Source organism: Neobacillus camarae (genome assembly GCF_054950115.1).
In genome coordinates this window covers 540,029-552,916 of the sequence record NZ_JBUCKX010000002.1, presented here as the reverse complement: position 1 = coordinate 552,916, position 12,888 = coordinate 540,029, and the positions used below count along the sequence as shown (strand labels likewise).

At 38.6% G+C, this 12,888-nt stretch carries 8 protein-coding genes and 1 riboswitch; of the genes, 3 read left to right on the top strand and 5 right to left on the bottom strand.

The window, feature by feature from the left end; genetic code table 11:
- Nucleotides 1-30: 30 nt before the first annotated feature.
- Genes ACY8D0_RS10400 through aldA form a run of 3 tightly spaced genes read right to left on the bottom strand, consistent with a single transcriptional unit; the run spans nt 31 to nt 3,407 of the window.
- On the bottom strand, nt 31-981 hold the full coding sequence (locus ACY8D0_RS10400) for a substrate-binding domain-containing protein (protein ID WP_462410436.1): 951 nt from the start codon (nt 979-981) through the stop codon (nt 31-33).
- Between the two features lie 40 nt (nt 982-1,021).
- Nucleotides 1,022-1,909 (bottom strand): class II fructose-bisphosphate aldolase, encoded by an 888-nt coding sequence (locus tag ACY8D0_RS10395; protein ID WP_462410435.1) that lies wholly within the window; start codon nt 1,907-1,909, stop codon nt 1,022-1,024.
- Nucleotides 1,910-1,964: 55 nt separating this feature from the next.
- Nucleotides 1,965-3,407, bottom strand: coding sequence for an aldehyde dehydrogenase (gene aldA / locus ACY8D0_RS10390; RefSeq protein WP_462410434.1), 1,443 nt, complete (start codon nt 3,405-3,407; stop codon nt 1,965-1,967).
- A gap of 217 nt (nt 3,408-3,624) precedes the next feature.
- On the opposite strand from aldA, the gene ACY8D0_RS10385 reads away from it, so the two are divergent.
- Nucleotides 3,625-4,926, top strand: coding sequence for a four-carbon acid sugar kinase family protein (locus tag ACY8D0_RS10385; RefSeq protein ID WP_462410433.1), 1,302 nt, complete (start codon nt 3,625-3,627; stop codon nt 4,924-4,926).
- A 23-nt stretch (nt 4,927-4,949) separates the two neighbouring features.
- Nucleotides 4,950-5,915 (top strand): 4-hydroxythreonine-4-phosphate dehydrogenase PdxA, encoded by a 966-nt coding sequence (pdxA, locus tag ACY8D0_RS10380; RefSeq protein WP_462411340.1) that lies wholly within the window; start codon nt 4,950-4,952, stop codon nt 5,913-5,915.
- Between the two features lie 415 nt (nt 5,916-6,330).
- Here pdxA and ACY8D0_RS10375 read toward each other — a convergent pair whose 3' ends face one another.
- Nucleotides 6,331-7,692, bottom strand: coding sequence for an amino acid permease (locus ACY8D0_RS10375; RefSeq protein ID WP_462410432.1), 1,362 nt, complete (start codon nt 7,690-7,692; stop codon nt 6,331-6,333).
- A 146-nt stretch (nt 7,693-7,838) separates the two neighbouring features.
- Nucleotides 7,839-7,919: riboswitch (glycine riboswitch) on the bottom strand.
- A 314-nt stretch (nt 7,920-8,233) separates the two neighbouring features.
- Between ACY8D0_RS10375 and ACY8D0_RS10370 the strand changes: the two genes are divergently transcribed.
- Nucleotides 8,234-9,187 (top strand): NAD(P)H-dependent flavin oxidoreductase, encoded by a 954-nt coding sequence (locus ACY8D0_RS10370; RefSeq protein WP_462410431.1) that lies wholly within the window; start codon nt 8,234-8,236, stop codon nt 9,185-9,187.
- A 93-nt stretch (nt 9,188-9,280) separates the two neighbouring features.
- Here the strand turns inward: ACY8D0_RS10370 and ACY8D0_RS10365 are convergent, their stop codons facing one another.
- Complete coding sequence (locus tag ACY8D0_RS10365; protein WP_462410430.1) at nt 9,281-12,727, bottom strand: tetratricopeptide repeat protein; 3,447 nt, start codon at nt 12,725-12,727, stop codon at nt 9,281-9,283.
- Nucleotides 12,728-12,888: the final 161 nt, after the last annotated feature.

Here is a 12,888-nt window from a genome sequence, read left to right as displayed (position 1 = left end):
CTTTATGAAGCGCATCACCGCAATTTATTATTACCAACCTTTATAGCTATCAATATCATCTTGTGTAATCAGGTCAACAGGAACTTTAATTAACTTATCAACTTTTTCGCCATCTATAACTTTAAAGCCTGTATCAATACCCGTCTTCACCATATCAAATGGATGTTGTGCAGAAGTTGCATAGAATTTTTTCTTTTCTTTTAATGCTTTTTCTCCATCTGGTGAGCCATCAACACCAACAAAGAACATTTCGGAATCTCGGTTTGCCTGCTCTGCTGCAATCTGAGCTCCAATGGCAGAAGGGTCATTGATGGCGAATACTGCATCAATTTTACCTGATGGGTTTGCTTGTAGTATGGTTTCCATGACAGTTACGGAGCCTTCACGCGTCCCTTTACCATTTTGTGTGGCTACTATTTTGATCCCAGACTCATCTTTAATAGCTTCCTTAAACCCTGCTAATCTATCATCAACTGCAGTATTCGGAACTGCCCCTAGAACTACAACATTTCCCTTTCCATTTAGCTGTTTAATAATATATTCTCCTGCCAACTTTCCGGCAAGAACATTATCGGAAGTTACAACAGAATCTACTCCGCCATCTGCTCCTGAATCTACTGAGATAACTGGAATGCCAGCACTTTTTGCCTCAGCTACTGCACCTGCAATACCCTTAGAGTCAACAGGGGCGAGTATAATCATACTTACTTTTTTGGCGATCAAATCTTCTATTTGTGATGTCTGCTTCGCAATATCATCATCTGCACCCACTACAATTACATCAGCCCCATGTTCTTTAGCACCTTCTTTAGCTCCGTTTGACATGGCTACAAAAAATGGGTTACTTAAGTTTTGTAATGAAACTCCAATTGTGACCTTACTATCTTTTTTGGTTCCTCCCGCCTCATTCGTGCTTGAAGAACAACCCGCAATATATAAAAATACAATGAAAACCAAAGTCAACAGCAAACCTTTTTTCATATACTTCCCTCCAATGGTTAACGAATAGTAATGACTAAAACTAGATAAGAACTTTATTGAAGTTTTTTGCTTTTCCTTCTGTTTGAAACAATTCAAACTTTGACCTTACTAATTCCTTTGCAGCCTTTTGTGCTGCCTCTAAAACTACTAAAGGCTCATATACACTAGGGTTTTCTTCAATCAAATCAACAATGCCTTTATGAAACGCATATTTAAGTTCTGAGGCAATATTTATTTTTGAAATGCCATTTTTTATACATTCTACAATCACTTTATCTGGTGTGCCTGATCCCCCATGAAGCACTAGAGGAATATCCACTTTACTTCTAATTTGCTTAAGCCTTTCAATGTCAATTCTCGGTTCTCCTTTATACAAACCATGGGCAGAACCAATCGCGACAGCTAAGGAATCAATTCCCGTTTCCTTTACAAAGGTGACAGCAGTATCAGGGTCAGTAAGTTGATCCAAATCAAGACTATCAACATGGACGTAATCGTCTCCTTCTGCTCCCCCAACAATCCCCAGTTCTCCTTCTACAGGTATTCCAACTGAATGGGCAATTTTCACAACCTCTTTTGTATTGTATACGTTTTCACTAAACTCGTATTTGGAGCCATCATACATGACCGAGGTGAACCCATATCTCATACTCTGTACGGTAGTCCCAATACCATCTCCATGGTCAAGGTGTAAAACGACTGGAACACTAACCTTATTTGCCAAAGTCTTTACAATATTCGTTAGAACTTCAATACCTGCATACTTATTTTCCACAGGGTGAATAGCAACAATTACCGGGGCCTTAACCTCTTCCGCAGTTTCTATGACTGCTTTACAATATTCCAAGTTACATACATTAAAAGCTGGAACAGCATACTGGTTGTTCATTGCATCATTCAATACATCTTTCATACTTACTAGAGTCATTCTAATTTCCTCCTATTCTTTTATAACAACGAATCTCTTACAACTTCCAAACAATCTATTGATAGTTCATGTAGACTGTTTTTTTCTTCATATAACCATCAAGGCCATATTTACCATCATCACCCCCAACTCCACTATTACGATAACCGCCATGAAATGCATGAAAACTTTCCGGACCAGATCTATTGATATAAATTTCGCCGAAATCAATATGATGAACTGATTTCATAATCTTTTTGTAATCATTTGTAAACAAGTAAGCCGATAAGCCAAAGCTTGAATCATTCGCCATTTCTAGAGCTTCTTCAAAATTTGAAAATTTAATAACTGGAATAACAGGACCAAATACCTCTTCCTGGACAATTTCCATATTTTGTTTTACATCCGTTAATAGGGTAGGCGGGTACCAATATCCTCTTTGGAATTCCCCTTCTTGAAGTGGGTTTCCTCCAGTTACGATTGTCGCGCCTTGATCACGAGCTTTCAGAACCATGTTGTGTATTTTAGTAAGCTCTGTTTTATTTACTTTTGGTCCCAGTTGCGTCCTAATATCCATTGGATCGCCTATTTGAATGTTCTTAAGTTCTGCTTCAAATTTAGTAATGAACTCATCGTAGATATCCTCATGAATATAAGTTCTTTCATTACAAATACATACTTGCCCGCAATTTGCCATTCTCGAATCAACTGCATGTTTGACTGCGAGATCCACATCTGCATCATTTAAAACGATAAATGGTGCTTTACCGCCTAGTTCTAAGGAAACTGGGATAATATTTTTGGCTGCAGAAGTATATATATTTCTCCCAGCTCGCACAGATCCTGTGACAGTTATATAGTCAACTCCTGAATTGTTAACTAGGGGAACCCCAACTTCCTCACCTGTACCGGTAACGACATTTAATACCCCTTTTGGCAAACCCTCTAATTCAAACATTTTAGCTAATTCTAAAGCGGATATAGGTGTTTCCTCATGTGGTTTTAAGATGACTGTATTACCTGTAATTAATGCAGGTGCTATCTTTCTCGCAGGCACAGCCAATGGGTAATTCCAAGGGGTAATTCCTAAGACTACTCCGTGCGGAACCTTAAAGATTAGGACCTGCTCGTCTTCAAAACTTGAATGAAGAATGTCTCCCTCTATATGTAAGGCAGAATTCGCAGCGTACTCTAGCATAAAAATTGCCCCTTGTACTTCCCCAATAGCTTCCTGAATGGGTTTTCCTTGCTCTTGAACTATAACCTTTGCCAAATATTCTTGATTCTTTTCTATTCTTTTGGCTGTCCTTTTAATAATGGAAGCCCTTTCTAAAATATTCATAGAAGCCCATGCACTTTTTGCTTTATTAGCCTCTTCAACTGCCCTTTCTGCTTCCAGCCGGCCTCCTCTAGGAACTGAAGCAATGACTGATTCATTAGCCGGATTTAATACCAAAATTTCTTCTCCGTTTGAGCTTTGATCCCACTTTCCGCCGATATACATACCATACTTTTTCAAATAGTTACCCCTCCTATAATCAGTTTCATATATGGACTGTTAGTTCCATTTTTACCCATGTTATTTCATAAAATTTCCTTTGTCAATATGAAAAATGTAAATTTTTTGATTATTAAATAAATATTGACATTTAAATCACCGTTTTTTAAAGTTATATTTGAAACTTAGAATTTTATATTTGAAACTATTCGTGAACTAAAAATCGGAGGTTCTTTCATTGTGTAAGACTTTAATAATAGCTGATGATTTAACAGGTGCAACCGATGCCGGGATACAGTTTGCCAAAAAGGGATTAAAAACAGAGGTGATTTTTGATTGTAAGGATCTTACGGAGGAATCAAAAAAGTCTGAAGCAATCGTAATAGAAACTAATAGCAGGTCGATATCGAAAACCGAATCATATGATCGTGTAACAAAAATAGCAAAATGTATTAGAAGTAATCAATTTCACACGATTTACAAAAAAATAGATTCATCCTTACGTGGAAATATAGGCCAAGAAATTGACGCAATTCTAGATGAACTCCATTATAAAGCAGCGTTTATAGTACCATCCTTCCCCAGTAATGGGAGAACAACTATTAATGGTATTCACTTTTTGAATAACATTCCGATTAATCAAACCGAAATGGCAAAAGACCCGGTGACCCCTATTAGTACGGCTTCCATTTTAGAAATTCTTAAAGAGCAATCAAAAAGGAAATGTCAGTTAGTAAATCTTACACAAATAAGAGGTGACTTCAATGAGTGCAGCTCGATTATACTTAATGCAATAAATAATCGAGTGGAACTATTTATTTTCGATGCTGAGACTGACAATGATTTAATAAGAGTAGCAGAACTTATATCTAACTTTAAATTCAAGGTTTTAACAGTAGGGTCAGCAGGGTTAGCTAAATTTCTTTATCATAATCGAAATGAACAGATAACCAAAATAAAAATTAATAATCCTACTAATCCAGTCATATTAGTATCAGGAAGTGCCTCAGAAAAGACACATCACCAATTAACAGAGGTAAGTAAACTGGACTACGTAGAGTCAATAGTCATCGATCCCCTACTTCTATTAAAGTCTCCTCAGGAGAATGCAATGGAGAAAAGTAGGTGCATATCCCTTATAAACCTTTCTCTTAATGCTGGAAAAAGTGTCTCCTTTCAAATGAATTCAACTCATGCCCATATACAAACCTGTCAGGATTTAGCTAGAGGGCTAGGTTTAGATAATACAGCGACTTCTAATTTCATCATGAAAAATATGGGGGAAATCATTACACAGGTTTTAGCATTCCATAAAATAAATGGCCTAATTTTAACAGGGGGAGATACCGCCAAAGCTATTTGTTCAGCAATGGAAATTAACAGTATTGAACTATTAGATGAATTCGAACCTGGTATCCCAATTGGAAGACTTCATGGTGAAAGAGTATTTTATGCCATTACAAAAGCCGGTTCGTTCGGGAATTTATATTCTTTAGTTAACGCCATGAACTATTTAACAGGAAGGAGAAATTTAAAGTGACTAAACCAATCATTGCAATTACTATGGGGGATGCCTCAGGAGTTGGACCAGAAATCATAATGAAGGCGCTTACCCACGAGAGGGTATATGATATATGCCACCCTTTTGTCATAGGCGATTTAAATATTCTTCAAAAAGCGAAGGAAATCATTAATTGTGATCTAGAACTGCGTAGCATTGAAATGCCAAAAGACGTTTCTTATAACTATGGAGTAGTTAATTGTATAGACTTAAATTTACTTCCTTATGACCTACCATTCGGTAAAATATCTGAAAAAGCCGGAGATGCTGCTTTCCAATACCTAAAAAAAGCAATTGAACTATCACAAAAACAACAAGTTGACGCTATATGCACGGCTCCTCTCAACAAAGAAGCCTTACAAAAAGGAGGACATTTGTACCCTGGACATACAGAAATTCTGGCTGATCTAACAGGGTCCTCTGATTACGCCATGATGCTATCCTCCCCCAAATTAAAGGTGATCCATGTAACTACTCACACTGGACTAATTAATGCTGTGAATATTATTAATCCTGAAAGAGTGTATAAAGTCATCAATTTGGCTCACCAAACGCTTGAAAATGCTGGAATACACAAACCGCGAATTGCCGTTTGCGGGATAAATCCCCATGCTGGAGAAGGCGGGTTATTCGGTAATGGAGAGGAAGAAGATAAAATCATCCCGGCCGTTAATCAAGCAATCGAAGAAGGAATTAATGTTGCCGGTCCTCTTCCTGCAGACACTTTATTTTTCCGAGCAGTACGTGGGGATTTTGATATAGTCGTGGCTATGTACCATGATCAAGGGCATGTACCTATTAAGGTTTTGGGTCTAGAATCAGGAGTTAACATTACTGTAGGTTTGCCCATTATTAGAACAAGTGTAGATCATGGCACTGCATTTGACATAGCAGGCAAGGGGATAGCAGACGAAAATAGCATGTTAGAAGCTATAGTTCAAGCTAAGGAACTTGCGCATTACCATTAAGAACGATTTGCAATGGGATTCAGGGGCTGCTGATAGCCGTCCCAGACTCCCTAACCGCGAGGACACAGGCGCATTCCCCCACCTTTTGTCGACTTGTTCATGAACTCTCGAGTGCAAAAATAAGGGGAATGTCCTGCTTGGCGGTACAGAAGGCAAGATGTAGTGCAAAGGCCGTTTTGCCCATGCTCGGACGCAGCCACAATCCCAGGGACTGAACGTGACAGTGATTGTCCTTCTCAGCTGATCGGCGGCGTCGAAAGCCGCCCGACAAACTCCTGATTATTTCAGATTTAAGGGAAAGCGGCTATTCTTCCGGTTTTGGGATTTTTCATTTCCTGACTCTCTAAATAGTCAGCATAGCACGATAATTGCCAGTACCTGATCACTCTGAAGAATCATTGAGCATATTTCAATTCTATGCAGCTTTAGTCTTGTTTCCCTTCTTTCTATTACCTGGATACAAAACAAACAACAGAATGAACCATAGAGGTGTCAACAACAAAGCCGGACGTGTTTCTTTTGCAAACAGCATAATAACGAGAATCACGGCAAACAACGTCAGGACGACATAATTCATGAACGGGGTCAACGGTGCTTTAAATTTGGATTTGGCGTGCAACTCGGGACGTGTTTTCTTATACCGTACATGACAAACTAGAATAACCCCCCACACCCAAATAAAACAAATCGCACTAATGGTGGTCACGATGCCAAAAGCTTGTTCCGGAACAAGTTTGCTCAATAGAGCCCCCACTGATAGGACAAGCGTGGACATCCCTAACGCGTTGCTCGGTACATGATTTTGATTCAGTTTTGCTAGATGGGATGGCGCTTGATTATTTTTGCTTAAATTAAATAGAATCCGGCTGGTGGAAAACATCCCGCTGTTACAAGCGGAAGCGGCAGACGTCAATACGACAAAATTAATGATCCCTGCTGCAACCGGAATGCCGACCAAACGAAACGTTTTGACAAAGGGACTTTCTGCCGCATTCAGTTCCATCCACGGGTTCACGCATAACAAGACGATGAGAGCACCGACGTAGAAAAATAGAATCCGTAAAGGTATTTTATTAATGGCAGAAGGGATATTTTTTTCCGGATCGGAGGTTTCCGCTGCCGATACCCCCACCAATTCCACACCAACATAGGCAAACACGACCATTTGGAAAGAAAGCAAGAAACCTGTGATTCCGTTGGGAAAAAGTCCTCCATGGTTCCAAAGATTTTGGACCGTTACGTTTCCGGCGTCCGTTTTGAATCCCATCACCAGCAAAATAACCCCAAGCACGATCAATGCGACAATAGTGATGACTTTTATCAGGGCAAACCAAAACTCTAACTCTCCGAAAAGCTTGACCGTCAATAAATTGAGTCCCAATAAAATGATTAAGCAGATGACGGCCGGTATCCACTGGGGGATGTCGAACCAATATTGGACATAGACCCCAACCGCAATCACATCAGCCATGGCGGTCATGATCCAGCAAAACCAATAGGTCCATCCCGTTACAAACGCGGCCCGAGGTCCAAGATAGTCTTCGGCAATGTCTGTAAAAGACTGATAACCCGCTTTAGACAACAGCAGTTCCCCCAGCGCTCTCATGACAAAAAACACGGCCATCCCTACGATGAGATAAGCAAAAATGATAGATGGGCCTGCCAGCTGTATCGCTTTTCCCGATCCCAAAAATAATCCAGTTCCAATTGTGCCGCCAATCGCGATTAGTTGAACATGCCGATTGGCTAAATCCCTCTTTAATTCTTGTTGTGCCACTTCTGTCTCCTCCTCAGTATGAAGTTACTGTTTTGATACAATGGGCAATAAAAAAAGAGACTGGGTACTCTCCCAATCTCTTAAGTCATAAGAATAACAAATAAGTATTTGTATGCTGACGAATATCAGCACAACAAATAGATATTCAATACTCTTCTGTCCTTTTGCCTGAGATTGTGAACCCTTCGGCGCCGCGGATTACCCGCGGTCTCTCCAGAAGCTGCTCCTGCTATAGTGTGATCCATAGCCATCATAGCCTGCTAATAATTCAATTTTAAAATAGTGCTCATTATTTCTAAATAATTTTTAATTTTAGTAGTTGGTAAGTGTTTTGTCAACAATAAATCATTTCACACACAAGGATCTCATTCATTTTTATACTAGAAAACGATAAATTTGAACGTTCTGTGGCAAACAGAGATTTATGGTGACCTTTTAGGATCAACCATTATAAACGTCACTATGATTGAGAGACCCTATTGCTTAAATTAAGGGATAGTAAGCATCCACTTAATCAACTTAATGAAATGGGGTCTTTTTGTTGAACATTCCACAATTAAAAATAGGTCATATGCAGCCGTTGGTTCCAATCATGCAAGGTGGTATGGGGGTAGGAATTTCTTTAAGCGGACTCGCATCTGCCGTAGCGAATGCTGGGGGAATAGGAATCATATCGGGAACTGGGATTTCTGTCGAAGAAATGAGATGGGAAATCAGAAAAGCGAAGGACAGTATAAAGGATACTGGCTATATTGGCGTCAACGTTCTTTTCGCGATGAATGACTTTGCTGAAAAAATGAAAGCAGCCATTGAGGAAAAGGTAGATTTCATTATATCAGGTGCTGGCATTTCAAGGGATATGTATGCTTGGGGCAAAGAAGCGGGCATACCCGTCATATCGATTGTATCTTCCGCAAAGCTGGCGAAGTTGTCAGAACGTCTTGGTGCCGCAGCAGTGGTGGTGGAAGGTCATGAGGCCGGCGGACACCTTGGTACAGACAGACCTTTGTTTGATATTTTGCCAGAAGTAGTGGAAGCTGTTAAGATTCCGGTTATTGCGGCAGGAGGAATTATGACGGGAGAGGATCTTGCGAGAGCAATACGAGTGGGAGCGTCTGGAGTCCAGATGGGAACGAGGTTCGTGGCTAGTGAAGAGTGTGATGCACCCCTATCCTTTAAAGAAAAATATGTACATGCCGAGCAGGGAGATACGATTTTAGTCAAAACAACGGTGGGTCTTCAGGGTCGTGCCATTAAGAACCATTTTATTGAACTGATTTCGGATGATAAAAAAGTCAAAATTAAAAACTGTCAAGATTGCTTAAAAAATTGTTCTTATCGTTTTTGTACGCTAGATTCTTTGATTACAACGATGAATGGAGATTGCGAGAATGGTCTTGTTTTTGCCGGAGCAAGAGTCCATGAAATCAAAGATATTCTACCTGTAAAAACCATTATCAACAATATTATGAGTGAATATCAGGCTTGCAGCTAAAGTAAAGGTACCTGCTACCTAATCGTACATGCGATTTGGTCAGGTACCTTTTGCTATATTAGCTTTCATAATTTATGAAGAAAAAAAACAATCCTATGCACTCATCCCACTATCGAAAGTGTATTTATCTCCTTCTGCGGTTTGAATGATGATATTCCAAGAAAATAACGGTTGATTGTTTTTAATAGTAAATTCGCCATCAATAAATACATGATGAGAATCAAAGTTTTCTTTAAATTGTGGTGCTTTTTCAATTGGCACGTGAACTTGTCTGTTGTTCTCACCCATTGCAATTGGGAAATGCTGTTTGTCCGCATCATAACGCCCAATAGATAGTGTTGATAATATAGGAGAAACATAGAATATAAACAGTTGCAAGCGCATTTCAATATCAGTCCTTCTATCAGCAAACGCAATCGAAGATTTTCGCATCTCTTCTTCAATTTCCTGCTCCAGATGTTGCTTATGCAATTGATACTCTTTCGCAAGCTCTTCCTTCTGTTGTTCATTTCTAGAGATGATTTCCTCTTTCTCTAGTGTATAATTCTTCGCAGCTTCCTCAATCGCATTTCTAATTTCTAGTATCAATTGGCGATCTTCCGCAAGTCCAGGGTAAAGAAGGAAGCGATCCAGTTCTTCTTTCTTCTTATTTTGTTCTGCTACCCTTGCCTCATATTGTGCTGTTGTCTCAAATTCTCCCTTTTCACCAGCAAGGCTACGATAATATAAGCTTTTAATCTCATCAATTTGCTTGTTGTATTGTTCATCAAGCTGAGCCATAACAAGTTCTAATTCGCCCAATTTTGTGTGATAGGCCTCTTCTTCTTTGGCTAATTGATTTTTCAATTTAATGGCAGCCTCATGATCGTTACTTGTATTGTTTGTGTTTAACAAATTGATAATATCTTTCCTAAAGCGCTCTTTTGCAGCTGAGATAAGTTCTTTTCTCTTATTCTCCTTTTGTTCCTGCTCCTCACGCATCATTCTTCTTTTTGCTTTTTCCACTTCACGCAAATTCTCTTCTACTTCAGCTAATTTGATTCTAATTTGATCTTTTTGAAAAGGGTCTGACGTTTTATATAGCGCGCTAGTCAAAGTTGACTTTGTTTTTTTCAAGCCTGCTTCGCCTAATTTGTTTAATCCCGCCATTCCTTTAGAAATGAACGATTTTTCATACATTTGTTCAAACAGTTGCTGGGCAATCACCATATTATTTTTAATGACAGCAATTTCAAAGGCAGTATAACCATTGTGATCTTTCGCCCCGATATCCGAGGTAGGAATAAGAGCGGATGCTACATCTGTTTTCCCTCTAATTATGGCATGCATGAGTACGGTTAGACCCATTTCATCTTTATCGCTATTTATACCCTGAAGCAGTGATCTTAACCTAGTAACATCCGATTGATCAATTGCCTCAAACACATTGCGTTTTCTTTCCTTTTGCTCTTTTTCTCGTCTTTCTTGCATTTTTTTAATCTCGTCTCTTACAATGGCTAGGTGTTTTTCAGCCTCTACCTTGTTTATATTACACTGAATAGCTGCTTTAAAATCACTCTCTGCCGTTTCATATTGTTCAAAATTCTCGTAACATAGTCCACGAAGGAAGTAGACATTTTTCATGGATTCGTCTAAAGCTAGAGCCTGGGTAAAATCTGCAATCGCATTTTCGTATTGCTCTGTTTCTTTATAAGCAAAAGCTCGATTAAAATACGTTTCTGGACGGTTGTCGCCAAAATGAAGGACAGCTGTCAATTCATCAATTGCTTCTTTCCAATGATGAAGGTTAACACGAATAGAACTAATCTTTTCGGTAATTTCTTGCGTATTTCCACCTTTCCTAGCTGCCAAAAAGTCTTCCAATGCATTTTCAAGACTATTCAACTTGTAGAAGCAGTCGCCTCTCATCTTCCAAGCTTTTGCTGCATTTTTGTTCGTACCCAATACGGCTGTAAGGTCTTCTATAGCCTCATGTAATCGATTTTTTTCCATAAAAATCTCTGCCCGAAACAAATACAATTCATAAGAATCATTATTGAATTTTAATGCATTCGTAAATAATTCAAGGGCTTTATTATAATTTTTCATTTTGAAATAACAATACCCTGAATATCCAAAGATTGTTCCATGGTCCGATTGTAAGGCTAATGCAGCATTAAAATTCTCAAGGGCAGAAGAGTAATTATTACGTTCCGCATAAACCAATCCTAATCCAACAAGGGCTTGTCCATTACTATGATGATAAGAAATGCTTGCTTCAAAAGCATCTAGCGCTAAATCAAAGTACCCTTTGCTGAAATAATCTTCCCCAATGGAACACAGGGCCCTTGCCACAGCTTTACATATTTCCTCTTGATTCGTTCCAATGTTTAACAACTCTTGAGCGATTTCAAGCGAATCATTGTATTTTCCTATCGAAATGCAATAATCTAGTTTTTCAATAAGCTTTGATATGTTTATATGGCCCGTCCTCTTTTTTGCCTCTTCGCCTAACACATCAATCGTATATTCCATTTCCCGATAGTGAATAATATTGCGAACCATATCTAATAATACCTTTTGATCGGCATACAATAGCTCGACAGTTTCCTTTACACTGCCTGTAATGACGGAGTAAGTAGACCCACTTTGATGGGTGATAGAATCCATTCTAGTAAAATCAATAGAGCCAGCACTCTTTTTATTCCCTGTATACAATCCAGTATAAGTCAGGATAAACCCTTCCTTCGCGCTTCCAAAAACCGTATTGTCGTAGAGGGCTACAATATCATCAGCTTTTACAGAATAAGCATATGTTTCTTTTGCATTATCTATTTTTTTCTGAGGAATGGAGCCTGTAAAAACACCATTTCCCTTTAATGCCTTTGCACGATCCTCAAGATAGGAATGAAAATTCGTTCCTTTATATATTTTTTTATTATCATCATAGGAATTTATTAATTTCTTTCTATTTATTTCAAACATTGCTGGTAATTCAGGGTTGAATTCCTCTTTCTTTTCACCTGCTATGTCTCTATGCAATTTAGTTAAACCATTTTCAATTTCAGTTTGCTTACTCTCCTGATAAGTTTCAACTTCAAGCGAGGAAGCCAATTCATCTTTAGTGCTGTCTATATTCCGAAGATAAAGGTCATCCCCGAGCACCGCCTCAACTTCCATTTGAAGCTGTTTTAAAAATGCTAATAGGCCGTCTGTCTTTAAAGATGAAACAATATTTAACTCAAGGTTCTCACCTAAGCGGATTTTTTCTTTTCCTTCTTTTCTAATATTCAGGGCAATAAATTGCTTCCAAAGGAGTGTACATGGTTGTTTGGTAAATAAATTTTTCCAGTATATCCCTGAAGTTGTAATAGCCAAGCCTTCTTTCGCACTGCCCCATAACGTTCCATCAAATAAGGCATATAACGTATCATCACCAGAAATTTCATAGTGCGACCGTGCATTGCCTTCTTTTTTACTAGGAATTCGTTCTCCAACATAATAATTAGAAACGTTCGAATAACTGTGTAAAAAGTCCTGCAAGTCATGAAACTGTATCATGAATATAAGCACCTCTCATTGTTGTAATAACTTTTGACCACTCACTATTCATTTATTATAAGTGAATCTGAAAAATCTCACTACAGCATTTTCCATTAATCGTCACTTTTCTATGTCATTCGATTTATTTTTATCTGTACTAAAAGCGGAAGTAACAGAAA